Raw genomic sequence first — 26,324 nt, 5'->3', positions numbered from 1 at the left:
GCTGCCCACTTCCCTTTCCGTGGGTTTGCCCTTCAGCTAACTTTTTCGAGCAAAACCGCTCGTAAAAGTGGATCTTCAGGTCAAACAGGTCCCACAGGAGTGGAAGTGGGCGGCCTTCGTTAAGATATGCTCCACAACACTAATCCGAAATCAATCAGTCGATTTCTCCCCCAGTTGTAGCATAAGAGGGTACGGCTATGCTAAGGGGCATTCACAACCGATTAGCACTGTAATAAAACAGAAAATTTTAGTTCCATGAGTTCATTTCTTTCTATAATCAGAGAACAAAAATAGCGCAGGCAGAATACGGAGACTTCTATGGGAACAGCACGAGCCGAAGACCCCGCAGGAAAGCGCAGTGTTCTGCCGGAGCGAATGGATATCACTCACCTCTAGCAAATCTATAAAAGTATTACTTCGCAGTTTATGTTTATTGTGTATGAATACACTATTTCCGTTTGAAACAGTGCGCTCGAAAAAAAAGCTATCGATCCTTTGATCGATAGCTTTTTCTTTATGATCTATAATTACAAGTCACATCCGTCTTTTCTACGGTAATAGACAGCAAGTTTTAGCCTTTTTTCGCCCCTCGTCCTCCGCGTTTTGATTCTGTATGCTTTTTAAGTGTAGCTAAGCGATCTTCAGAATCTTTCAAGAAACGATTCATTTTTTGTTCAAATGACTCGCCTCTTTCACGGTTATTTTTTGGATTTCCTTGATTTTTACGACGATTAGATGGCGGCGGATTGTCTTTTGCTTTCTTAATAGACAAGCCAATTTTACCATCATCTTCCACATTAAGAACCTTCACTGTTACTTCGTCACCTACAGTTAAATGTTCGTTAATGTCTTTTACATAATTATCGGCAACTTCACTAATATGAACTAGGCCGGTTTTGCCTCCGGGCAATTCAATAAATGCCCCAAAATTAGTGATTCCTGTTACCTTTCCCTGCAACTTGCTGCCTACTTCGATTGACATAAAAAAATTGCTCCTCCTTAAATTTTTAAAAAAATATACTACAACTACATTATAGCCAAGCAATTAAAACGGTGTCAATAAGATGGATCTTCTTCTGGCAATTTGAAGACGATCTCTCCTTCTTCCGTAAAGAAATAATTCGTTTTAGCTATCTGCAACAAATATTCTTCATCATTTAAAAGCTCTATTTCCTCATTCAGTTTCTTTTCTTCTTTTTGAAGACTGGTTAACTCATTGGAAAGCTCAGTATACTCCTGTTGCTTATCCTGAAACGTCGTACGTTGATTAATATGAAAAGTAACGAGGCTAACCATGGTGACGGCAACTATCAATCCAAATAACATTAATCTACGGTATAATTTCTTTTTTCTACGTGTTTGACGTTTTATCTGGGCATCATATTGTTCAACATATGCGTCATTGATACGTGATACATTATTGCGTTTAGCCATCTTCACCAGTGCCTCCCTTGTAGAAATTATTCTTTTTTTCTTATTTTACTATAAAATCGATAAAAAAGATGTAGATAATTTTTCGCATTTTTTGGCAATAATCGTGATAGGATAGAAATAATCACCTTAAATGGCCATCCCAATACCTTTAATAGTAAAAGTATGAAAGAATATAAAGCAATTAATACCTTACTAATACATACTACTATTAATGATACGATAAATACTATAGGCTTTACAACAAAAATTTCTACTATACGGTATAAAAAGCGATATATATGAAGTACAAAACGAATTAACATATCTACAATGCGACCAAAAGCCTGTTCAAAAAGACTTTTGAACATCGCATAACCGCATAGCACTGCCAAAAAGATATATAACCTTAGAATACCTTCATTGACTAAAAAAAGTACCAAATATAGAATCGCCGCTTGTATGAGCCAAAACAAAATCTCCAACACATATTTCCATAGTATGCTTGAAGTCCACCATTGTTCCAGCCGTTTAAAAGTATGGTAACTAGCGCCAAGATAAACACCAGTTACCACCATTGTAATAATTGTGATGAATTGTGTACTCAATGTCATTTGAATAGCTTGCTAAACAAACCTTTAGCCTTCTCCCCATGTTGCTCGTCCAAATAAGATAATTCATAGATCTTACCCTTAATGGATACATGGCCAGATTCTACATCGAGGTTTTTCATTTGCAAGTTATCTCCACGAATAACTAGATAACCCATAACTGTTTGCAGTAGAAACTCTTCACTATCAAAGCTATCAACCTCTTTTACTCCATCTATCTCCAACAGGCGACGATTGGTCATTTTTACATGGTGCTCTACTTGTGGAGCTGGCATCGTTTTTTTATCATAGTAATTCATCAGTTTTTCCCTCCCTTTTATCCATCACTAATATATGAATAAAGGGACAAGTTTAGAACTTCATAGATCACTATTGATTGATATATTCCTCATGTTTAATCGTATATAAATTACTTGCTTCATCTTTTTTTACCATTTCTTTCAAATCATCAATTTGAATCGTTAATAGTTTCCGACCAAATTGAATCTTCATTTCATCACCTGCCAATACATTTGTAGCGGCTTTAGCAACATTACCATTTATAAGGATTCTACCTTGATCTGCAATTTCCTTTGCTAGTGTTCTGCGTTTAATTAAGCGAGAAACTTTTAAAAATTTATCCAGTCGCATCGATAATTCCCTTCCTCTACATTGTCATTAATTTTCAAAACGCTTTGCTTCTTCCCAAAAGCGATCTAAGTCATTTAATGTGAAAGACTTCCATGGTTGCTTACTTTCCTTCACCTTTTGTTCTACGAATTGAAAACGATGTGTGAATTTTTGGTTTGTTCGCATTAAAGCAATTTCTGGATTAATTTTATAATATCTTCCTAAGTTAATCATTGCAAATAGTATATCTCCAAATTCTTTTTCCTGCGCATCGAAACTTTCATTTTCTCTTGCATCCTTCAGCTCTTCTAACTCTTCATAAATCTTTGCCCAAATCGGTTCTGGTTCACTCCAGTCAAAGCCTACTTTGGCCACTGTTTTTTGGATATCTTCTGCTAGTAATGTTGCCGGTAACCCTTTGGTCAGATCAGATAAAAGCGTTTGCTGTTGGTTTCCCTTTTCTTCTTTTTTGATCGCTTCCCAATTTTTAATTACTTCTGACTCATCCTCAACCTCGAGTTCGCCAAAGACATGAGGATGACGTCTAATCATTTTTTCTGTGATACTATATATTACGTCATCAATGGTGAAAAATCCTGCTTCTTCTCCAATTTGACTATGTAACATGATTTGCAGCAAAACATCTCCAAGTTCTTCTGCTATTGCCTCATCATCTTCTCTATCAATTGCTTCAATCACTTCATAAGTTTCTTCAATTAAATATTTTTTTAATGTTTCATGTGTCTGTTTTTGATCCCATGGACAACCTCCAGGTGCTCTTAAAGCCGCAATTACTTCTTTCAAATGATAAAATTTGTGATTGAGTTTTTCTTTATCAATCGGTGGGATGTATACACTTGTTAAATTACTTAGCTGCATTTGTTGATCTAACTCGACTAATGGGATTTCTTTAATGGCCTCTTCTTCACTACCCACTGCGTCTACAATATAAACCGGATATTCTGCTGGTAAGTCCTCCAATAAAGTTAGCTTTACCTCTGATGCAATAAAGGTATCATATACCTGGCAAAAAACAAGATGCTGTTCATATTGCAGGTGACGACGACTGAATGACGTTCCATCTACAAACTGAAAACCTTCGATAGGGTCTATTTTTAATGCTGAAAATAAATCATCTAAAAAACTTTGACCACCGACAATCTCTACTTCTACGTCAGGATGTTGAATTAATAACTGTACAGTCTGCTCAGCAAGCATTGGATGCCCTGGCACAGCATAGACAATGTTTCTCTTTTCAATGGCGGTATCTATTAATGTTCTAACAATTTCATGATAGACGACTTCAAACTGATCGTATTTCTCATAGATGGCATCAAATGAGGAAAAATGTACCGATTCCTCCTGTAACGCATGAATTACGGGATGATCGAGCGTTCGTACATAACATATATCTTGTTCGCTTGTGAGTTTTCGATATATTCCTAACGGCAACTGGTTGATATCTCCACCACCGAGTCCAATAATTTCGATTAAAGGTTTCATGTTTGATATCCTATCCTTTCTTCCATCTATTTAATAATGAGAATGGTGCAAGTTCTTTACTAGTAAGAATACGCCACTTAACAACAACAATAGCATAGGCGATAAAGCCGAATATTACACTCCCCATCACAAAAAGGAATAAGAAGAACCGATTCTCGAATGTAATAAAATAGAAGGTTATTTGTTTTAAAATACCTAACACCACAGCCATTACTAAGCTTGCTATCGTTAGTTTCATCCAAGGAATGACAAATAACCGGTCACCTCGTAACACATGGCGTAGCAATAAATAATTCGCGATAAATATAACGATTACTGTACTAACTGTAGCTATAGCAGCCCCATTCATTCCTAAAAAGGGAATAAGGATATAATTCAGCACCATTTTAATCGATAGTCCCAAGAAAAGAATGACAGCCGTCCACTTCATGTATCCAAATCCTTGTAGAATTGAAGCAATCGTTACAGCTAAAGAAGTAAATATTAAAGATGTCGTTAATATTCGTAAACTGAAGGTACCAAGCTGATTTTGAAACAATAATTGATTCACTTCAGGAAAGAGTGTAATTAAACCCACTGTTGCCCCCACAGAGAGCAATAGACAATACTTTGTAGTTAATCGAAGATTTTCCATGGTATCTTCTCGGCTCATTTGCCAATTTAATTTTGTTACCTGTGGAGCTAATGCAAGTGCAAAGGATGAACCAACAACTGTTACTAATTGTAATAATGGTTGTCCTCTATCAAAAATCCCCTTTGTCGCTGTTGCTTCTCTTAATGTATCGCCGTTTTTAAGTAAACCTGGTACCATCGTAAACGCATCAGCTAACTGCATGAGCAATAACAGCATATGATTCATACTGATGATAAGTCCGGCAACAAGGATCGGGGAAAGTAAGTAAATAACAGGAAATTTTCGGGATGAATAATTATTATCCAAAGGTCTATTTTTTTTGGCATATAAATAAAGAAATATAAAGGATATACTCAATGCCATCATACTGGCAATCATTGCTCCATCAGCTATTTGATAGACATGTAAGTGTCCCTTATAAATCAGTATTGCTGTAAAAATAATGATGGTAGCGCGTAATAACTGTTCTATCATTTGCGAATAAGCAGTAGGTTCCATCCATTGATTTGATTGGGTAATCCCTCTAAGTATTGCTACAAAAGGGATAAACAAGAACACCCAAGACACGTGACGGAGCGGATCGGCCAATAGACTATCACCCATCCCCCTAGCTAGAATTGGACTTAATAAAAACACCGCAAGAAAAAGAAGTATAGCAAAGCTCATCATAACAGTAAAAATCTGCACATAAATGGTTTTATTATTTTGTTCCTTATCATTCTCGGCTAAAAACTTGGAGATCGCAGCGGGGAAGCCATATAAAGCAAACATAAATGCGATCCCTAAAATCGGATATACTTGTTGGTAAATATAGAATCCGATATCACCGGTCAAATTTTGCAATGGTATGCGGTAAAAAGCGCTGATTACTTTACTTAGTATACCTGCTAACAATAAAGTAAATGCACCTTTATAAACTTGGTTGGATTGTTTGGCATTATTCATCATGTTCTTCCTTCATTATCTGAATTCCCTGCCATTATAACACAGACCCCCGACACTTAGATGAAAAAAAGCAGTACTGCACCACTCCCACTTCAACATCTTTACCTGATTTGAAGTAGATATAAAACTGCGAACCAGTGAAAATTCTGTTTAGTGTGGCTTTCTTCCATTCTCCTGAAGTTGCGTGCAAATTCGTCGTTGCGGAAAAATACGCCCTTTCACCCGAGGGCACAAGTACAACATCTACTCAAGCAAAAATAGCCTTCGTAGTGTTTTCTATGCCGGGGGCACGGCCTCAGCTTCCTCGCGAGCAAAGAACGCTCACTGCGGGATCTTCAGCTCGCGCTGGTCCCCAAGGAGTGTCGCATTTTTCCGCAACTTAGAATGGCTTTCTGAAAAATCGACAGAAAAGCCGATGAATATAGTTCCATAAGTTCTGCTCTATCAATAACCGGAGCGAATGACTGCACTATCTCTAATTAGAACGGAAGAAAGCAAATCTATAAAGTATAACTTCGCAGTTTATGTTTTTTGTGCACTATTTTCCTTAATTAAAAAACACACGCGTTTCATTGTTACATGAAACGCGTGTACCTTTTATTATTGATTAATTTGGAAGATGTCTTTGTCTTCTTTGTTGATTTTTCCTGTTGCGTTTAGTTGAATGGATTGGCCTTCTGCTAAATTAGTGAAAATAACTGGTGTTACCGTTGATGGTGCATTGTTACTAATAAAGTCTAGGTCGACTTCCATCAAGGCTTGACCTTGTTTTATTTCATCGCCTTCTGCCACTTTAGCTGTGAAGCCTTCACCTTTTAAGTTTACCGTGTCGATACCGATATGGATTAAAATTTCTGTTCCATTATCAGCTTCAATACCGATCGCATGTTTTGTTGGGAAGATATTAATGATTTTACCATTAACAGGTGACACAATTTCGCCCTCAGTTGGCTTCACTGCGAAACCGTCTCCCATCATTTTTTGGGAGAATACCTGATCAGGTACTTCAGATAAAGGCATTACTTCCCCTTGCATTGGGCTGACAAAATCAAGGTCTCCAGCATCATTGTTTACAGGTGCTGCAGTCTCTTCGTCAGACTCTGCTTTTTTAGTTGGAGTTTTTCCATCCATAATATCTTGCATTTGACCTCTAATTGTATCAGAAGCTGGACCGTAAATAGCTTGGATATTGTTACCTACTTCCATTACTCCGGAAGCACCTAGTTGTTTTAAGCGGTTCTTGTTTACTTGACCTTTATCATCTACACTTACGCGCAGACGGGTAATACAAGCATCAAGGTTCGTAATATTTCCTTTACCACCCATAGCTTCTAAGATTTCGAACGGACGATCGTCAACTTCTCCGTCTTCTTCAGCATCTTGTGTTTCATCTTCACGACCTGGAGTTGCTAAGTTGAACTTCTGAATCGCAAATCGGAAACCGAAGTAGTAGATAACAGAGAAAATTAAACCAATGATGATTACCCACCACCAGTCCGTACGGTTAGGCATAATTCCGAACAGGATATAGTCGATTAAACCTCCGGAGAAAGTCATACCAATTTTTACATCTAATAAGTACATTGTCATAAATGATAAACCTGCGAAAATTGTGTGTATCCCAAACAGTAATGGAGCTACGAATAAAAATGAAAATTCAAGCGGTTCAGTAATACCTGTTAAGAAAGATGTTAAAGCTGCGGAGAACATGATACCTCCAACCACTTTCTTTCTCTCAGGTCTTGCCGTATGGTAAATCGCTAACGCTGCAGCTGGAAGACCGAACATCATGAAAGGGAATTTACCTGTCATAAAGTTACCAGCTGTAAAATCTACACCGTCTTTAAGCTGTTCAAAGAAAATTGCTTGATCTCCTCGAACAATATCTCCTGCCGCACTTGTATAAGAACCGAATTCAAACCAAAACGGTGAATAGAAAATGTGATGTAAACCAAATGGAATTAAAGCACGTTCAACAACACCAAATACAAAGGTAGATAGGGTTCTGTTTGTTTCTAACATAAAGTGAGAAATAGCATTTAACCCTTCTTGAGCGAATGGCCATACTAAATACATCACAATACCTAATATTAATGATGTGAACGCAGTAATAATTGGCACAAAGCGTTTTCCAGCGAAGAAACCTAAAAATTGCGGTAATTCAATATCAAAGAACCGGTTATACATATAGGCGGCGAGTATACCGACTATAATACCACCGAAGACACCAGTCCCTAAGGTTGGAATCCCGAGGACACTTTCATATGCTGCCTCTTCTGTCATACCGACTGTAATATCACCAAATACACCCATCGTTACATTCATAATTAAGTAACCGATGATAGCAGCTAAACCTGCAACACCATCACCTTTTGCTAAACCGATTGCAACCCCGACAGCAAAGAGTAATGGTAAGTTATCAAAGACTATACCACCCGATTCAGACATAACCTCTAAAACTTTTTGTACGATATCATTTCCAAACCATGGGAATTTTTCTACCCATTGGTCTTGAGCAAAACTTGTTCCAAATGCAAGTAAAATACCAGCAGCTGGTAGTAATGCTACCGGTAGCATTAATGCTTTACCTACCTTTTGCAAGGTACCAAATAAATTGGACATGATCAATTTCCTCCTTTTGTTGTTTTTTGTACATGCAACAGCATCTTCAATGCCATATACGTAAGCAAATAAAAAAGGCATGAGTAAAAGGTTGCTGGAATTAGGAAAATGATAGATGGATACACTCCACCCCTATCTTTTCCTAAAACAACCTTTTTACTCATGCCTGATCGTATCAGTAACACGTTTATGATTGCGTTAATCGTTGCAAATGAATCGTTAAATACAATACCTCTGATTCATCAATACGTATATGTAATTGTTGTTGCATTACTTTAATCAATTTCCAAGCAAGATTATAGCATACTGGATAACTCGATTTCAAGACTTTTTCTAAATTAGTTTGTTCTCCAAGCTGTTCTCCTTGATAAGCCCTTTCAATTGCGCGGTGGAGATGCTGAATAAGACGATTATAATTAATATTATTTCGTTCCAATTGGATATTTAAATTTTCCTCAATGATAGTTACTAATTTCGAAATAAGCTGATGATGACGGTTTATATCATGAATGGTTTTATTCGTCACGGCACTATGAATGTGCAATGCTATGAAACCAACTTCTCCTTCAGGAAAAGTAACGTCTACTCGCTCTTCGATCACAGAAACAACTTCTTGAGCAACCTGAAATTCCTTCGCATATAAGGATTCGATTTCAAAGAGAAAAGGGTTAGAAAATTGTACATTTTGATGCGCACGATTGATCGCAAATGATAAGTGATCGGTTAAAGCTACATGAATATGCTCATGAAGTGTTTCGTCCATTCTCTTTTCAATCAACAGCATAATCTCATGTAGTATTTCCATTACTTGCGGATCAATATAAGAAACTAATTGTTTATATTGCGCCTGTTCTCGTTCATCTTTTAACAAAAATGTTTTTTCCGCTTGTTCTTGTGGAACAATGTCTCCCTTTTTCTTGCCAAAACCAATTCCTTTTCCAATTAAGATAACTTCCTTATTTAATGGATGGGTCGCGATAATCACATTATTATTTAGCGCTTTCTTGACCGCCATGTGCTCGTCCAAACTCTCCACCTCCCTTTCCACCATACACATTACACTATTGTACTAAAAACAACCAAAGATATCACCTATAACGAGTTAGAAACAAGGGAAATGAGCTATTCATATTATCTGCATTGGCTATAGCACTCCCATTCAGGTATGGTGTTATGGGCAACCCCCCCATCTAATTTGAACTAGATACAAACTGCGCACTAATGAAAATGTGTCTTGGTGTAGCTCCCTTCCATTCTGACTAAAGATGAGTGCTTAAAAACGCTCCGGCAGAATACTGCGCTTTCCGCAGCGACGATCATGCACGCAACAAAATTCAAAATGGAAGAGAGCAATTCCATGCCTACGTTGCTTCACAGTTTATGTTTTTTGTGCACCATTTTTTATTTTTTTCTTTTAATAAAAATAAAAATAGTATAGAAGTAAAGTACTTCTATACTATCGGGTGTTCTTATTCCATTTGTTTTGCTAGGAAGGTGGCGGCTGCTTGGGCTGATTTTTTTTCTGCATCTCCAAAATCTTTTTTCTCCCTTGTGAACAACACCATACAACCAATCGGGTCTCCACCTGCAATGATTGGCTGAAGTAAATATGCCTTTAATTCTTCCTCTTTATTTTCGATAATCTCTAAAGTGCTGTCAGTCGTTTCAATGACTGACTCACGACTATCCATTAATTGATCCATGTTTTTAGAAATGTGCTTACCTAAGTAGTCTTTTTTCGATTCACCTGCTACGGCGATAATTTCATCTCGATCACTAATAAATACTGATAAATCTAAGGAATCAAATAATGCCTCCGCATACTCTGTTGCGAAATCACCTAATTCACTAATAGGAGAATACTTTTTCAGAATCACTTCTCCATCACGATCAACAAAAATTTCAAGCGGATCCCCTTCCCGAATCCGAAGCGTTCGGCGAATTTCCTTAGGGATAACAACCCTTCCTAAATCATCAATACGACGTACAATTCCTGTAGCCTTCATATTAATCAATTACCTCACTTTCTATAATTAAGCAATACATACAATTACTTCTTGAAATGAAATAATTATGTTGTAAGGTTAGTATGATTAATTAAAATGGAAACTATACCTTTTTTCGGTGATAATTTCATAAATTTAGGCTACAGGGGTTTGTTTCATTTCACTTAATGTCTGGATAAACTCCTCTAAAACCTCATATCGCTTTATATATTGGTTCTTATCAAAGCGGAACTCTACTTTTAACTTACGATTCTCTGTACCCAACTGAATTAACCTGCCATATTGATTGGCAAATTCAAACAATTTCGCACCATCGAGTTCCTGACTTCTTTCCTCTTCTACTATTACTTCTATTTTTTGCTTGCGTTCTGTGATAGCTTCGATTCGTTCCTTTTTGGACATCATTTTTAGCGTTGATACATGGAAAAGATTTTCGACTTCTTCTGGATAATCGCCAAAACGATCAATCAGTTCATCTCGCAAATCATGAATATCTTCTTGTGAATAAATTGACTGAAATCGTTTATACATGTCAATCTTTTGTTTTTCATCCGTTATATAACTATCCGGAATATAGGCATCAATTTTCAAGTCTAATTCCACTTCAAAAGGCTGTACTTCTTCAACAGCTTTACCTTGTTTTTTCGCTTCAACAGCTTCGTTCAACATTTGCGAGTACATATCGAAACCGACAGAGTCGATAAAGCCGTGCTGTTGTGCACCTAAAATATTCCCAGCTCCTCTGATGGATAAATCTCGCATTGCAATCTTAAAACCAGAACCTAATTCGGTAAACTCTTTGATGGCCTGCAATCTCTTTTCTGAAACTTCAGTTAAAACTTTATCTTGCTGATAGGTGAAATAAGCGTATGCTACACGATTGGAACGTCCCACCCGTCCACGCAATTGGTATAATTGACTAAGTCCCATACGATCGCCGTTATAGACGATTAGGGTATTTACATTAGGGATGTCTACTCCGGTTTCAATAATCGTTGTACTTACTAATACATCTGATTCCCCTTCTAAGAAGGAAAACATCACATTCTCCAGTTCAGATTCATTCATCTGTCCATGGGCAACAGTAACCCGAGCATCTTCCACTAATGCTTGAATGTCTTGAGCTATTCTATCAATAGATTCGACTCGGTTATATAAAAAGAATACTTGGCCGCCCCGAGATAACTCACGCTCAATCGCTTCTCTTACTAAAGGTGCATTATATTCCATAACATAAGTCTGAATAGGGAAACGATTCTCTGGCGGTGTTTCAATTACCGATAAATCACGAACACCTAACATCGACATATGCAATGTTCTTGGAATGGGTGTAGCCGTTAAAGTCAAAACATCTACATTGGTTTTTAACTGTTTAATCTTCTCTTTATGTTTCACACCAAACCGTTGCTCTTCATCTACAATGAGTAATCCCAAATCCTTATAGGTAACGTCCTTTGATAATATTCGATGGGTTCCAATTACAATATCTACTGTTCCATTTTTTAAACCTTTTAATGTTTCTGTTTGCTGTTTTCTTGTTCGAAAACGGCTTAACAAACCAATATTAATCGGGTAATCCTGGAACCTCTCTATTACCGTTTCATAATGCTGTTGGGCTAAAATAGTCGTAGGTACTAGAATTGCAACTTGCTTCCCATCCGCAATGGCTTTAAATGCCGCACGTATCGCAACTTCTGTTTTCCCGTAACCAACATCCCCACATAGCAGACGATCCATTGGTCGTTCTTTCTCCATATCTTCCTTAATTTCCTCAATACAGCGCAACTGATCATCTGTTTCCTGATAGGGAAAGGACAATTCAAAATCTCTTTGCATTTCGGTTTCTGGTGAAAAGGCATAACCTTTTGCAGCTTCTCTTTCTGCATATAACTTCATTAAATCATCTGCAATGTCTTCCACTTTAGATTGTACTTTGCTTTTTACCTTCTTCCAGTCGTTTCCACCTAAACGATATAATTTAGGCTCCTTGCCTTCTGAACCAACATACTTCTGCACCAAATCAATTTGGTCTATTGGTACGAAAAGCTTATCATCCCCTGAATATTTAACGAGCATATAATCTTTATGCAAGCCACTCACTTCTAATGTTTCAATACCAATATATCGACCAATCCCGTGGTTAGCATGTACGACATAGTCACCGACTTGTAATTCTTGATAACTCTTAATCCGCTCAGCATTCGATATTTTTTGTTTTCGTTTTTTTCTGGTTGTCTTTTGTTTAAACAATTCATTTTCCGTTATAACGGCAATTTTATGCAATGGTAATTCAAAACCACCACTAATATTACCAATGGTGATCACAGGTTGCTGAACCGGTAGGGCAGGCAATGTCTCACTTATCGTTGCACTCATTTGATAATCTTCCAGCACAGATTGGATTTTTTCCATCCTACTTGGATTCGGCGCCAAAATAATGATGGAAAACTCACCCTTTTGCCAACGTTCCATTTCATTTTGTAATAAATTCATTTGTCCATGAAATTCTTGCATGGACCGACACGATAAATTAACGATGTTAGTTGGATTTGTGTTTGGAATATGACGTAAAAAAACAGACAGATATAACCGCTGGTGCTTCATATTGTGCCAAACTTCATGCCAATCGAACGATAACCTAGAATCACTCACAGCTTTTCCTCGTTGTAGATTATCTTTCAACCATTCTTGCTCTTCATTATCTAAATGAGAGGCGGTTTCCTGAATTCTACTCATTTCATCTAATATAATAAAGCCGTCTTTTGGTAAATAATCTAGTAAACTATAGTTATCGTCGTAAAAAAAGGATGCATATTTCCGCACTTCCTGAAAACGTTCACAATGGCGCAGACGATCTATGTCTGCCGTAATTGTTTCCGTGAGTACTTGTTGATCAGATTTATTCTTAATCTTTTTAACCGTTTTGTTTAATGACTGTTCTAATTTCTGGGCCGCGGCGACTAAGTCACTATCTTTTAATAACAGTTCTGTCGCTGGGACAACCGTAATCTGCTTCTGCTTTTCCAATGACCGTTGTGATTCTGCATCATAATAACGAATTGAATCAATTTCATCGTCAAATAATTCAATTCGAAGTGGCTGTTCTTCTGTTATAGGATAAATATCTAAGATCCCACCACGCAGACTAAACTCACCAGGGCTTGAAGCCATATCCTGTCGAATATATCCCATTTCTACTAAATGTTCTAAGGTTTGGTCGATATCAATAATCTGCTCTAGCTCAAAATCAAGTTGATACGTTTGCCAATATTCCTTAGGCGGCATCATTCGTTTTAAGGCTGCTACTGGAGCAATTAAAATCGCATGGTCGTTCTTAAGCCAATTTGTCAGTGCGGTAATTCGCTGGCTTAGTAATTCGGGACTCGCAATCGCTAGTTCTGAAGCGAGTAACTCATTTACAGGATAAAGGTACACATTTTTCTGTTCCGAAAACTCTAACATATCTTCATATAATTGTTGTGCCTGTGTTAATTGATGGGTTACAATTAACGTTTTCTTACGAGTTGCTTCTTGAATTAGGGTCGTAAGCATGCTTCTTGTGGACCCAGATAATCCTGAGACTAGTTGTTCCTTTAAACCGGATTCAATCCCATTAATAATGGAGTAGACATCATCATGGTTTTGTAAATATCGTTTTATTTCATACATTAATGTTCCCCCTAAATACCTTAAAACTAATATATGTTGATTTTTTCATTAATTGCCAAACCACACAAAAATGCTTTGGTGAAAATACCAAAGCTTATCGTGTAAATAAAAGCAGTATAAGAAAGTTTAGCTTATTCTATTGAATAAAATAATCTAACTCATGATACTGTGGATTTTGATCTAATAAATGTTGGCAATTTTCACAGATAGCTTGAAGTGTAATAGTCTGATCCTGTTGATAATTCATCAGCTTGTTCTTTTCTTCTGTAGATAACACATTCCAACCTATTTTTTCTAAATCCAACATCTGTGGTCTCAGTCTGCCGATTTCCGTACCACAATGTTTACATGTATATAACAAAGTCATCATTCGCGCCTCCTTTAAAGAAAGCTGTATAGTTTAATTAGTCGTTATTGTACCCAGTAAAGGGTAAAACTATACTTGATGATGACTTATTTATTATACTCATTCATCACTTTTGGAAATGGTTGCTTTAACCACGCTTCCAAGGCATCCGCTGCATGATCAATAGACTGTTTAAATGTGTCCTGATCATTTTCATCGAATTTCCCAAGAACATAATCAATTACAGACATTGGGGTATCAGGCCTGCCGATACCGAAACGTAATCGGTTAAATTGCTTCGTACCTAATTGTTCAATACAAGAGCGGACACCATTATGTCCTCCATGACCACCAGTTTGTCTTAATTTTATTTTACCCAATGGTAAATCTAAATCATCATAAACTACTGTCACTTCATCTGGCTGAAGATTGTAAAAGTCCATTAATGGCCGTAGTGACTCACCGGATAAGTTCATAAAGGTTTGCGGTTGGAGTAAAATAACTTTTTCTCCCTCGATGGTTTCCATCGTTAAGTGTCCTTTGAATTTACTTTTATTTAGTGTCCAACCATGACGTTCCAGTAGTTCATCAACTACCATAAAACCGACATTATGTTTTGTTTGCCGATATTTAATGCCTGGATTTCCTAAACCTACGATACATTTCATAGCATATAGTCTTCCTTTAACTAATTTTTTTCTTCTTTATAGTTTAACATAAGAAAAGCGCAAGTGCCCGTACAAGAGATCGATGATGACATTCAGCTAAAGGTATAAGGGCGATTCAGGTAGACGCCTGGTTTCTGGTGCTCAGAGCTAGATAGCATAACACCATTTATACTTTCCTTCCTAATAAAAAACGGTGAAAAGACGCAACTTTTGAAAGTTGCGTCTTGATTATTCTTAAGAAATTTACAAGAGAGTTGTCTAACTCCAAACAGTACTTACCACTTTCACTTATGATTACTTATCTTCGTTTTCATCTTTGTTTCCATTAATAACTTCTGGTTCTGCCGTTTCATCTTCAGCAGATTCTTCTGCTGGTTCTTCGTCAGGTACTAAGATCGAAACAATAGTTGCTGTCTCATCTTCCATGATTTCAAAGTTTTTGCTTTCCTTCAAATCAGAAACTAAGAAGCTGTCCCCGACTGCCAAGTCAGCAACATCGATTGTAATCTGTTCTGGGATATCCTTCGGTTTCGCTCTAATGGACAATTCATATAATGGTTGTTGAAGAACGCCACCTTCTTTCGTACCTATTGCTTCACCTTCTAACACAATTGGTACTCGTACATCCATTTCTTCTTTCATGTTTACAGCATAAAAGTCAGCATGTACTAATTCATCTCTTAATGGATCAACCTGATAGTCATGTAACATAACATCCACAGCTTCACCATCTACTTGTAAGGAGATAATCGCATTTTTACCTTCATCTCTTACTGTTTTTAATAATTCAATACTGTTTACTGTCACTGTTTTTGGTTCTACTTGATATCCGTAAATAATCGCAGGTACTTCACCTGCTAAGCGAATTGCTTTTGTATTAGAAGTTGTTAAATCCTCTCTTTTTCTTGCTTCCAAAGTTGCTGCCAAGTTCATCACCCTCCATTGAAAATAACGGTTATTACTATATTTCCCTCGAGTATGATAGACTAAACCTCTTTTTTAGAAAATTTAATCAAATAGAATACTTACAGATTGATGTTCATGCACACGAATAATCGCTTCACTAATTAAAGGTGCTACTGATAATTGAGTAATCTTATCAATTTGTTTTTCTTCTTGTAATGGAATACTATTTGTAACTACTAATTCTTTTATTTTTGAATTCTCTATTCGTTTTATAGCTGGTCCCGATAATACCGGATGGGTACAGCATGCATATACTCCCGTAGCCCCGTTTTCAATTAAAGCATTTGCCCCTAATGTAATTGTTCCCGCTGTATCAATAATGTCATCGATAAGAATTGCTGTTCTTCCTTCGATGTTACCAACAATATTCATCACTTCTGAGACGTTTGGGCGTGGTCTGCGCTTATCAATGATCGCAATGGGTGCTTTCAATCTATCTGCTAATTGACGTGCACGTGTTACCCCTCCATGGTCAGGTGACACTACTACGATATCCTCTAGACCTTTTTTGCTCCAATAGCTAGATAAAATCGGAACACCAACTAATTGATCAACTGGGATATCAAAGAAACCTTGAATTTGGGGTGCATGTAAATCCAATGTAATTGCTCTGGTAGCACCAGCTGTTTGTAGTAAGTCGGCAATTAATTTGGATGTAATTGGTTCACGTGCACGTGCTTTACGATCTTGTCTAGCATATCCATAGTAAGGCATAACAATATTAATGGACTTCGCTGACGCTCTTTTTAATGCATCGATCATAATCAAAAGCTCCATAATATGTTGATTGCCTGGCTCACAAGTAGACTGCACAACATATACATCACAACCACGAATACTCTCTTCAATATTTATTTGGATTTCACCGTCGCTAAATTTTGTTACCGAGCTTTTTCCTAACTCCACACCAATATTGGCTGCAATCTCTTCTGCTAGGCTTGGATTCGAGTTTAATGTAAATACTTTTAAGGTTGAATCCTTATAAGACATTTGTATACCTCCATGTGATAATTATTTATATTTCTTTGCGTATTCCTCTTTGTTGACTTGTTTTGCTCGGCCAATTGATAATGCATCACCTGGTACATCTTGATTAATGGTCGAACCTGCAGCAACTAATGCTCCCTTACCAATCGTGACTGGTGCGATTAAGTTAGCATTACATCCAATAAAAGCATCATCTTCTATCGTTGTTTTAAATTTATTCTTACCATCATAATTAACTGTAATCGCTCCACATCCAATATTTACGCCACTTCCAATGTCTGCATCACCAATATAGCTGAGGTGTGGAACTTTACTTTTATTATCTATCTTTGATTTTTTAATTTCAACAAAATTACCTACTTTTACATCGTCTCCAATCGATGCCTCTGGACGGATATGTGCAAATGGTCCAACTTGAACGCGCTTGCCGATATAACTTGAAGTTGCCACACTATGACGAAGTACCGCATTCGCTCCAATATAGCAATCAGTTACTTCTGAATTTGGCCCAATCACTGCCTCATCTTCTATTGTCGTGTTCCCTTGTACTACACAACCAGGGTCAATTACAACATCGGTGCCAATACTTACATCGGTGCCTATGTAAGTATTACCAGGATCTATTATGGTTACTCCGTTTCTCATATGTTGCTCATTAATACGTTTTTTCATAAGTACTTCTGCTTGAGATAATGCAACACGATCATTAACCCCAATTGTTTCTTCAAAATCAACGGTCTGATAAGCTGCTACTTTTTGATTTTCCTTTTGTGCAATCTGGATCACATCTGGTAAATAATATTCACCTTGTGCATTATCATTAGATACCTTCTTCAGTGCTTCAAATAACAATTCGTTATCAAAGCAATATGTACCCGTATTAATTTCTTGTATTGCTTTTTCTTCTTCTGTTGCATCTTTTTGTTCTACTATTTTGCTGACTTGATTGTTTGCATTTCTTACAATTCTTCCATATCCAGCAGGCTTTTCTGCATGTGCAGTTAAAATGGTTACAGCAGCACGTTCTTTCTCATGATGATTCAATACAGCTTGTATTGTGTCTTGCGTTAATAATGGTGTATCGCCACAAACAACAATGGTTGTACCTTTTTTATTTGCTAAATATTTTTCAGCTTGCTGTACAGCATGTCCCGTTCCTAACTGTTCTTCTTGAATAACAAATTCGCAGGTCTTTCCTAATTGTTCCTGTACTTTTTCAGCACCAAAGCCAACAACTGTGGTTATACTGGCAAGATCTAATCCTTTCAATTGATCGACCACATGTTGTACCATTGGTTTTCCTAAGACAGGGTGAAGAACTTTATATAATTTAGATTTCATTCTTGATCCTTTTCCTGCAGCTAAAACAATGGCATATCGATTTAACAAAATAGTCCCTCCGCTCCAATTCTCTTTTTTTATTATTTATGTATAAAGGATGTGCTCAATTTGTACAATAATATCCCAATTATGAATATATACGAAAACAAGCGTATTTTCAATAAAGATGGCATATTTAAATAAACTTGATACACCTAAGTTATTTTAGTTCGGGCTGGATAACTGACACTGAAGGAGATTGCTTGCCTCTTCAACTGATATTATTTTTAAACAATAAATAAAAAGCCCAATCAAATGGATTGATTAGACTTTTTTACTCTCATTTTAAGAAGCTCCTGCTTCTTCATATTCAACTTCTGTTTCTCCAGCACGATTATACTCTTCTAAAACTGCATCTTGAATTTTTGCTCTTGTACCAGAGTTAATTGGATGTGCAATATCCCTAAATTCACCATCCGGTGTACGTTTAGAAGGCATTGCTACAAACATCCCATTATTCCCATCAATCACTCGAATATCATGTACCACAAATTCATGATCTAATGTAATGGATGCGATAGCTCGCATTCTTCCATCGGTATTCACGCGGCGTAATCTTACGTCAGTTACTTCCACTATGTTTCACCACCTTTTCCCTTTTTAAGAACTTATTATCTAAATTCAACAAAATTATTAAAATTCCTGCTTAAATTTTAAAAAATTTTATCTTTTTAAGAAAGTTTTTCTAAAAATAATGGTGAGTGACATAATTTGCTATAATTAGACCTTTTTACACGGACCTTTATTACTATTCAAAGTAATTTCCTTTTATTACCTCAATTTGTTTACTATTAGAATCTACATTTTTAATTTGCAATAAAGAAGTGTAATCATCGACAACTCGATCTTCTTCTTCATCCTCTGCTTCTGCTAGTACACCAATCGCTTTCACATTGGCATCAAATTCCTGCAATAAGTTTCTCATCCCGTTTATCGTACCGCCAGCCTTCATAAAATCATCGATGATACAAACATTTTCACCAGGTTTCAAACTGCGCTTAGACAGCACCATAGTCTGAATTTTTTTAGAAGAACCTGATACATAATTAATACTGACTGTTGAGCCTTCCGTTACCTTTGGATCACGACGAACAATGACAACTGGAACATTTAAATACGAAGCAACAGCGTAGGCTAAAGGAATCCCCTTTGTTGCTACGGTTACGATGGAATCAATGTTTAATCCCGCAAATCGAGAAGCAAAAAGCCTGCCAATTTCTCTAATAGTAATTGGCGTACCTAAAATATCGCTCATAAATAAGTAACCGCCAGGCAAAATCCGATTAGGATCTTCCAACTCTTTGCACAGCTTATCAATCATGGATTCACTTTTGTTTATCGAAACATTAGGAACATATTTTACTCCACCCGCAGCACCTGAAATAGATTCTAAATAACCAATCCCATCTTCTTTAAACATGTGATTAATAATGGATAAGTCTTCACTAATTGAAGACTTTGCGGCACCATATGTATCAGAGAAAAATGGAAGGGAGATTAATTCCATTGGATGTTCAACTAAATAATTTGTCATCGTAACTAGACGATCACTTCTTTTCATTACTACACCTCAAAATCCGAATATTTTGAGGATAAATATAACATTTTATACGTGTTTAATCAAGTCTTTGACGACAACCTAATATTCGAACTACGTAAACTTCTTCACAAAACCCTCTCAAGCTGTTATAAATGCGATCTGCCCTACTCTCTTGTTGTACTAAACCAAAGACTGTAGGACCGCTTCCACTCATTAATACAGCGTCTGCACCGGAATGTAACATTTGTTGTTTTATTTGTTCCACTTCTGGGTTCTTAGGTAAAGTTACTACTTCCAACACATTCTTCAATCTGCTGCAAACACCTTGATAATCAAATTGTTTAATTGCATGAACCATCCCATCTGTATCAGGATGTTCTATATTATCTAGTTGTAGCGATTGATACACAGATTGTGTGGAGACACCTTGAATAGGCTTAGCCAAAATTACCCAGCACTGAGGGGGCGGTGGCAATTCTATTATTGTTTCCCCTCTTCCTTTTGCAAGGGCTGTGGAATTATACACACAAAAAGATACATCTGAACCAACCTCAGCTCCTAAAACAGCTAGTTCATCCAACGTTAAATTAAGTTTCCATAACCGATTTAATCCTCTTAATGTTGCTGCAGCATCACTACTTCCACCAGCAAGTCCTGCTGCCACTGGGATTTGTTTATCTATTTTTATTTGGACGCCTTGTTTGACATCATACCGTTCCTTCAGCAATTTTGCGGCTCGATATGCTAAATTTCGTTCATCATTTGGAACAAAACGATTTTCTGATGTCACTTCCATTTTGTCTTCCTCTAACAAAAAGAATTCAATGCGATCCGCTAAATCCACGGTAGTCATTACCATTTCTACTTCGTGGTATTGATCCGGCCGTTTATAAAGTACATCTAATGTTAGATTTATTTTAGCCGGGGCTTTTTCTATAGTATACAAAGTCGCTCACCTACTGACAATTTTATATTCAGAATTATACTTTATCACGGTGCTAATCGTCCGTAAAACCTCCACTTCAAGGTTCGAGTAAATCAAAGAAGCAAAGCAGGGTTAACGGACGCTAACACTCAGATAAGTCTCACTAGCCATCAGTGGGGATCAAAAAAACCACTGATTGAAGTCTCACTTTATGTAAAGATACCATAAAAGTAAATAAAAGCGCAAAAAGGACAAAGTCTTAGACTTTGCCCTTTCTTAAGTTCTCTTCTGCCATTTGTACTGCTCTTTTCACCATATTACCTGCATCTCGTGCGGTAATTTCACCCCAACCATCTTTTTGCACAGTGTCGTAAAAACCTAATTCTTTAGCAAGCTCTTCTTTAAACCGACCGGACATTAGCCCTCTTCTTCGACCCATTGAAGATACTCCCTTTCTGTCGTGTTTTACGACAATCCTATTTTATGTTGTTTTGCTTGTATAATACGAGGTAATAAAAGGGATGAAGACATCTAATTGGCATCCTTCTTCTATCACGGCGCTAACCGCCTGTAAGACCCCCACTGATCATAGTATCACTTTATTAATATTGTGCGTAACTGACACGTTCAGGGAATGGAAGGAAATTACATCTCGGTTAATGCGCCATCTTATTTCATTCCATTAAAAAAAGCAGCAAACATAGTTTACTGCTCGCCTGCTACTGCTTTTAATTCTTCCGTAAAGTTCAGTTCTACTGTTTGAGTGAGAATATCTGCATAACTATAAGATACACGTTCAAATGCATTCTCGTCTTGATCAAGTTCAACGATAAAAACTGAAGGATATGTTTCTGCTAGTGTTCCATAACGCTCAATGGTTTTCTTTCTTCCACCATTTGCTTTAATTCGTAGACGTTTGCCGACATTTCCATCTAAACCTTGTTTGATTTCAATCAATGTTTTAGCCAATACACTCCACCTCACTAAGTATTAGTATACTACATTCTTGTCCAACCGTCAATCAAAAATATTCTATTATAACAATATTAATTGAAAGCTGTCAATAAAAAAAATTGGAAGTTATGTGTTTAGCATACCTTTTCACAAGAAATTTATGTATAAAAAAAGAAAATACCTGAATTTTTCAGGTATTTTCTTTTATTTGCTGCTTAAAATAATTCGCTAAAGTGGCAAATTCCTGCATGTTTAACGATTCCCCTCGTCTTGTCCCATTGATTTCAGCGTGTTCAAAACCCTCTTCTATTTGAGGCTTTGCAAGTTTATCTTTAAAGTGTCGAGATAAATTATTTCGTAATGTTTTGCGTCGTTGTTGAAAACTTGCTTGTACCAATTGGAAAAAGAACTCTTCATCCTCAACAGTAACTGGTGGAGTTGCACGCTTTTCTAAATGTAAGACAGCTGAGTCTACACGCGGCTGTGGCATAAAAACAGTTTTCGGTACAACCATTTTCACTCTTGCCTCTGTATAATATTGGATTGCTATAGATAAGGATCCATATTCTTTTGTGTTCTCGGTAGCCGCCATCCTTTCAGCAACTTCTTTTTGCATCATTACTGTAATACTGGAAATAGGTAAATTAGCCATCAATAATTGCATTAAAATAGGAGTTGTAATGTAATAAGGGAGATTGGCCACTATTTTCACAGGATTAGCATCTTGGAAGTATTGCTCCCATATCTCTTCAAAATCTGCCTTGAGAATATCCTTGTTGATAAGTTCTATATTATCATATGCTTGTAAAGTATCTTCTAGAATCGGTAATAATCGTCCGTCTATTTCAAATGCGACTACTTTATTGGCTGCAATCGCCAATTGTTCAGTAAGAGCACCAATACCAGGACCAATCTCCAGCGCATTCATATCTTTCGTAATGCCAGCGTTATGAATAAGATTCTTTAAAATATTCACATCAATAAGAAAGTTCTGACCCAAACTTTTTTTAAATGAAAAGCCATATTTTTCAAGAATTTCTTTTGTTCGTTTCGGTGTGGCTATTGCCTTCTGTTCACTCATGCACGTTCCTCCTGAATTATTTGTTCCATCACTTGTTCAAATTCATCTTTTGCAATTTGAAACATTTGCAGCCTTTTCAATAACTGTTTGCCATTAATTTGTCCAATTCTTAATTGCTCGCCCAGTTTCTTTCTTCGCTCTCTTGATCCGCTTCCACCTATTAAACCAAATCGAAATAAATCGGATTTGGTAATTTCCGTTTCCCCGTTCTCTGTTAATTCGTATACTTGGCCAAGTGCCTCACGCAGAACATTTAATGAGGCATGTTCTATACCAAGGCTCTTGGGCTGTTTTCTTTCTGGAATAGCTTCTTCTTTTGTTAAAAAGGCATGTTTACATCCTGGAACATGCTGATTGATGATTTGTCTGATCCGCTGACCTGGATAGTCAGGATCGGTAAATACGATGACACCTCGTTTATTTTTAGCATGTGCAATTTGTTCTAATATATCTTTATTAATAGCTGAACCGTTTGTTTCTATTGTATCGACATCTAATGCCTGTTTTAATTTTGCGGTATCGTCTTTTCCTTCTACTACAATGATTTCTTTCACCTTCAAAAAGGCTCCCCCATTCTTGCTTGATATAGCGTTGTTTTCGTTAAGAATTATTTATCTAACTTCCAATCCAGAAAGGAAGTTTAGTTTACACAGTTGCTTAGCTGTCCATTACTCACTTCTAAACGGGCGCAAATAGCTTTCCTCATTTTAACACAAAAAAGCTTACCTTTGCTTAGGAAGGTAAGCTTTTTACTTTATTCAACAATTCTTACTTCTACTGTTTTCATTCCATAGCTTGCTGCTTGATCTTTGGTTGGCATATGAAGGTCAATTTTGTTCCCGTTGATATTACCACCAGTGTCTCTAGCTATTGCATAACCATAGCCTTCTACCCAGACTTTTGTCCCTAAAGGGATCACGCTAGGATCTACTGCTACAACACCATTTGGATTTTCTTTTAAATCATATCCTGTAGAAGTCATCCCTCTACCGTCACATGTTGCACAATCCCAGTTGTATGCTGTTGCTTTCATGTGAATGGTTTCTCCTTTTTCTTCACTGCCACTCCGGGAGACCGTTTCCGTTTCGGTCTCCGTTTTGGTATTGGAAGATGAAGATGATGTATTAGCAGAAACTGTTGTTGTCGTTGTTTCTTTCGGTTGATTTACCTTCGTCCCAACTGCCACAACTTTTTCTTTACTTTCTTTTTCCACTTCTTCTTTTACCAGTTCACGAGATACTTCTTCCCCATTCTCTAATACTACTTCATAGTGTTTTTCAATTACACCCGGTTCACCTTCTGAAACAATTTCTTCTTTTCCCTTTTCCAGTGAACTATCGCTACGTTTCACTAAACTGAATTCTTGTTCTTCTTCCACAACATCTGTTACCTTTTCTACTCGTGTAATGTCGATATCGGTGCTTTTACTTAATGAAGCGGTCTGTTCCGGCTCCACACGGTCTAATTTCTCTAATTCAATATCATGTTCCACTAGCAATTCTTCAACAGATCCTCCAGTTGTCCAGACTTGTTGTTCTTCACCAGCGTCATTAATGGTAACTTGAAAAGCTTTATCAATATCAATCTCTAGATTATCATCTATATCTGTATTTGCTGCTAATGACAATTGATCATTTTCTGTTAATTCAATATCTTGCTCTGTCAGAAATTCTTCAACTGTCTCACTAGTTGTATAATATGTTTGTTGGTTCCCATCTATGTTGACTACTACTTGTTTTGCAATTGTATGCTCGATTTTCATCTCTCTATTTACGAGGTCATCTAGTTCATGTGAAAGTTCATCATGTTCTTCCACACCAATTGCAAGTTCATTTAGAACATCTTCGACAGTATTAGCATGTGTATGTACCGTCGTTTCTTCACCTGCTTGAACAACAGTAACTTCGGTCTTTGATAATTCATAAAATGATGTACAAATAAATCCAATAAATACAAATAAAGAAAGTGCGTAGATAAAGTCTTTGTTGTTCAATATGTGACTCAATTTAAGACGTTTCATGAACTCTTCCCTCCTTTTTACTCGCTGTTGTATTATATAAAGATCTTTTTTCAGTGTCAAACGAACTTATGAAAGAAAAAGAGCAGGAAACCCTTGATTTCAAAGGGGTTTCACTGCTCTTTTTCCTTAAATATTTCAAATTGTTTACATTACAGTAACATTGCCTGAAACATATACCACTAAAGGCATCATGAGCCTGTTAGACCAAAAAATCTTTTTGCATTTTCAGTTGTTTGTTTACTTATTTCCTCATAGGTTACATCACGTAATTCTGCTATTTTTTCTGCAACTAACTTCACATAGGCAGGCTCGTTTCTTTTTCCTCGATTCGGATGTGGTGCCAGAAATGGACAATCTGTTTCGATTAATAACCGATCTGCTGGCACATACTTCGCTACTTCCTTCGGTAAGGTTGCATTTTTAAAAGTTACAGGGCCACCTAATGATATATAAAAGTTCATCTTTAAGCATGCATCAACATAGTCTACTGAATCATTATAGCAATGCATGATGCCACCAACTTCTTCTGCCTTTTCTTCCTGCAACACTTGAATAATATCCTCTGTAGCTTCCCGATTATGAATAATAATGGGCAGGTCAACTTTTTTGGCTAAGTGGATTTGCTTGCGGAAGACTTCTTTTTGTACCTCTTTTGGAGATTTGTCCCAATGGTAATCTAAGCCCATTTCACCTAAAGCGACTACTTTGGGGTGAGAGGACAATTCTTCCAACCACTCTAGTTCTTTGTCAGTCATATCAATGGCGTCAACTGGATGCCAGCCAACTGCGGCATAAATATGGTCATATTGTTCTGCCATATCGATAGCTTTTGGGATCGTTTCATGATCAAAGCCAACAATGACCATGTTTTCGATCCCAGCTTCTTTTGCTCGTTGTAATACTTCTTCCCGGTCCTCATCAAAATGCGAGACGTTTAAATGAACGTGTGTATCAAATAACATATTATTCCTCCTTAGAAAAACCAAGCAAAACCCGCCCAGTTTCATTTTTACCTAATTCGTAGTAGACACAAACTGCGCACTAGTAAAAATGTCTGTATTAAAGTTTCCTTCCATTCTGATTAAAGATATGTACATGGATACGCTACGGCAGAACACTTCGCTTTCCGTGGGCACGGCTTCAGCTAACTTGGTAAAGAAAATCACTTTACCAAGTGGATCTTCAGCTCGCGCTGTTCCCACAGGAGTCTCCGTATTCTGCCTACGCTAATAACATGATTCTATCTTTTTAAAGTGAAAATACTCGGAAACCAATTCCCATGTATTACTTCTTTCAAAAACCAGAACACTACGCAAAGCGGAGGTAAGATACGTAGACTCCTACGGGAACAGCGCGAGCCGAAGACCCCGCAAGAAAACGTACTTGGTTTTCTGAGGAGGCTGAGGCCGTGCCCGTGGAAAGCGCAGTATCTTGCCGTAGCGTTTCCT

The 26,324-nt window shown here is 37.0% G+C and carries 26 protein-coding genes; all 26 read right to left on the bottom strand.

From position 1 onward, the window contains the following. Positions 1–571: 571 nt before the first annotated feature. Positions 572–982, bottom strand: a complete 411-nt coding sequence (locus BM121_RS21470; RefSeq protein ID WP_091486783.1) for a S1 domain-containing RNA-binding protein — start codon at positions 980–982, stop codon at positions 572–574. A 74-nt stretch (positions 983–1,056) separates the two neighbouring features. Further along, entirely contained in the window at positions 1,057–1,434 is a 378-nt protein-coding gene (locus BM121_RS21465; RefSeq protein WP_091486780.1) for an FtsB family cell division protein, read from the bottom strand. 26 nt (positions 1,435–1,460) lie between these two features. Next, positions 1,461–2,024, bottom strand: a complete 564-nt coding sequence (gene yabQ, locus BM121_RS21460; RefSeq protein WP_091486777.1) for a spore cortex biosynthesis protein YabQ — start codon at positions 2,022–2,024, stop codon at positions 1,461–1,463. Beyond that, on the bottom strand, positions 2,021–2,320 hold the full coding sequence (gene yabP, locus BM121_RS21455; protein ID WP_091486775.1) for a sporulation protein YabP: 300 nt from the start codon (positions 2,318–2,320) through the stop codon (positions 2,021–2,023). The genes yabQ and yabP overlap by 4 nt, the downstream gene beginning before the upstream one ends. Positions 2,321–2,390: 70 nt before the next feature. Continuing rightward, positions 2,391–2,651 (bottom strand): RNA-binding S4 domain-containing protein, encoded by a 261-nt coding sequence (locus BM121_RS21450; protein ID WP_091486772.1) that lies wholly within the window; start codon positions 2,649–2,651, stop codon positions 2,391–2,393. A 27-nt stretch (positions 2,652–2,678) separates the two neighbouring features. Continuing rightward, on the bottom strand, positions 2,679–4,133 hold the full coding sequence (gene yabN, locus BM121_RS21445) for a bifunctional methyltransferase/pyrophosphohydrolase YabN (protein WP_091486770.1): 1,455 nt from the start codon (positions 4,131–4,133) through the stop codon (positions 2,679–2,681). Positions 4,134–4,143: 10 nt separating this feature from the next. Next, the gene (locus tag BM121_RS21440; RefSeq protein WP_175495524.1) at positions 4,144–5,712 is read right to left on the bottom strand and encodes a putative polysaccharide biosynthesis protein; all 1,569 of its coding nucleotides are present in this window, start codon (positions 5,710–5,712) and stop codon (positions 4,144–4,146) included. 600 nt (positions 5,713–6,312) lie between these two features. Further along, positions 6,313–8,334, bottom strand: coding sequence for a glucose-specific PTS transporter subunit IIBC (gene ptsG, locus BM121_RS21435; RefSeq protein ID WP_281244844.1), 2,022 nt, complete (start codon positions 8,332–8,334; stop codon positions 6,313–6,315). A 187-nt stretch (positions 8,335–8,521) separates the two neighbouring features. Next, positions 8,522–9,361 (bottom strand): glucose PTS transporter transcription antiterminator GlcT, encoded by an 840-nt coding sequence (glcT, locus tag BM121_RS21430; RefSeq protein ID WP_091486765.1) that lies wholly within the window; start codon positions 9,359–9,361, stop codon positions 8,522–8,524. 442 nt (positions 9,362–9,803) lie between these two features. Continuing rightward, positions 9,804–10,340, bottom strand: a complete 537-nt coding sequence (spoVT, locus tag BM121_RS21425; protein ID WP_091486762.1) for a stage V sporulation protein T — start codon at positions 10,338–10,340, stop codon at positions 9,804–9,806. 135 nt (positions 10,341–10,475) lie between these two features. Then, positions 10,476–14,009 (bottom strand): transcription-repair coupling factor, encoded by a 3,534-nt coding sequence (gene mfd / locus BM121_RS21420; protein WP_091486759.1) that lies wholly within the window; start codon positions 14,007–14,009, stop codon positions 10,476–10,478. Between the two features lie 136 nt (positions 14,010–14,145). Next, positions 14,146–14,379 (bottom strand): anti-sigma-F factor Fin, encoded by a 234-nt coding sequence (gene fin, locus BM121_RS21415; protein ID WP_245780877.1) that lies wholly within the window; start codon positions 14,377–14,379, stop codon positions 14,146–14,148. 83 nt (positions 14,380–14,462) lie between these two features. Continuing rightward, positions 14,463–15,023, bottom strand: coding sequence for an aminoacyl-tRNA hydrolase (gene pth, locus BM121_RS21410; protein ID WP_091486754.1), 561 nt, complete (start codon positions 15,021–15,023; stop codon positions 14,463–14,465). Between the two features lie 294 nt (positions 15,024–15,317). Continuing rightward, on the bottom strand, positions 15,318–15,950 hold the full coding sequence (locus tag BM121_RS21405; protein WP_091486752.1) for a 50S ribosomal protein L25/general stress protein Ctc: 633 nt from the start codon (positions 15,948–15,950) through the stop codon (positions 15,318–15,320). Between the two features lie 81 nt (positions 15,951–16,031). Then, entirely contained in the window at positions 16,032–16,979 is a 948-nt protein-coding gene (locus tag BM121_RS21400; protein WP_175495523.1) for a ribose-phosphate diphosphokinase, read from the bottom strand. Between the two features lie 21 nt (positions 16,980–17,000). Further along, positions 17,001–18,365 carry a bifunctional UDP-N-acetylglucosamine diphosphorylase/glucosamine-1-phosphate N-acetyltransferase GlmU gene (gene glmU / locus BM121_RS21395; protein ID WP_091486746.1) on the bottom strand — a complete coding sequence of 455 codons (1,365 nt, stop codon included), beginning with the start codon at positions 18,363–18,365 and terminating at the stop codon, positions 17,001–17,003. 276 nt (positions 18,366–18,641) lie between these two features. Continuing rightward, positions 18,642–18,932, bottom strand: a complete 291-nt coding sequence (gene spoVG, locus BM121_RS21390; protein ID WP_091486744.1) for a septation regulator SpoVG — start codon at positions 18,930–18,932, stop codon at positions 18,642–18,644. Between the two features lie 172 nt (positions 18,933–19,104). Beyond that, a complete protein-coding gene (gene purR / locus BM121_RS21385) occupies positions 19,105–19,917 on the bottom strand; it encodes a pur operon repressor (protein ID WP_091486742.1) in 813 nt (270 codons plus the stop codon). A 55-nt stretch (positions 19,918–19,972) separates the two neighbouring features. Beyond that, positions 19,973–20,842, bottom strand: a complete 870-nt coding sequence (ispE, locus tag BM121_RS21380) for a 4-(cytidine 5'-diphospho)-2-C-methyl-D-erythritol kinase (protein WP_091486739.1) — start codon at positions 20,840–20,842, stop codon at positions 19,973–19,975. A 238-nt stretch (positions 20,843–21,080) separates the two neighbouring features. Further along, complete coding sequence (locus tag BM121_RS21375) at positions 21,081–21,260, bottom strand: small, acid-soluble spore protein, alpha/beta type (RefSeq protein ID WP_091486737.1); 180 nt, start codon at positions 21,258–21,260, stop codon at positions 21,081–21,083. A 266-nt stretch (positions 21,261–21,526) separates the two neighbouring features. Next, positions 21,527–21,790: a biofilm formation stimulator Veg gene (gene veg / locus BM121_RS21370; protein ID WP_091486734.1), complete on the bottom strand. Its 264-nt coding sequence runs from the start codon at positions 21,788–21,790 to the stop codon at positions 21,527–21,529. Positions 21,791–21,965: 175 nt separating this feature from the next. After that, positions 21,966–22,856, bottom strand: coding sequence for a 16S rRNA (adenine(1518)-N(6)/adenine(1519)-N(6))-dimethyltransferase RsmA (gene rsmA, locus BM121_RS21365; protein ID WP_091486731.1), 891 nt, complete (start codon positions 22,854–22,856; stop codon positions 21,966–21,968). Then, the gene (rnmV, locus tag BM121_RS21360) at positions 22,853–23,416 is read right to left on the bottom strand and encodes a ribonuclease M5 (protein ID WP_091486729.1); all 564 of its coding nucleotides are present in this window, start codon (positions 23,414–23,416) and stop codon (positions 22,853–22,855) included. Before rnmV ends, rsmA begins: the two co-directional genes overlap by 4 nt. Positions 23,417–23,610: 194 nt before the next feature. Then, positions 23,611–24,876 (bottom strand): G5 and 3D domain-containing protein, encoded by a 1,266-nt coding sequence (locus BM121_RS21355; RefSeq protein ID WP_091486727.1) that lies wholly within the window; start codon positions 24,874–24,876, stop codon positions 23,611–23,613. Positions 24,877–25,064: 188 nt separating this feature from the next. Further along, a complete protein-coding gene (locus BM121_RS21350) occupies positions 25,065–25,838 on the bottom strand; it encodes a TatD family hydrolase (protein WP_091486725.1) in 774 nt (257 codons plus the stop codon). 51 nt (positions 25,839–25,889) lie between these two features. Next, positions 25,890–26,078: a hypothetical protein gene (locus BM121_RS21345; RefSeq protein WP_091486723.1), complete on the bottom strand. Its 189-nt coding sequence runs from the start codon at positions 26,076–26,078 to the stop codon at positions 25,890–25,892. Between the last annotated feature and the right edge of the window lie 246 nt (positions 26,079–26,324).

Source organism: Gracilibacillus orientalis, from assembly GCF_900114645.1.
In the GTDB taxonomy this organism is placed as follows: Bacteria; Bacillota; Bacilli; order Bacillales; family Amphibacillaceae; genus Gracilibacillus; species Gracilibacillus orientalis.
The sequence above is the reverse complement of the archived record's forward strand: the minus strand, read 5'-3'. Positions and strand labels throughout refer to the sequence as shown.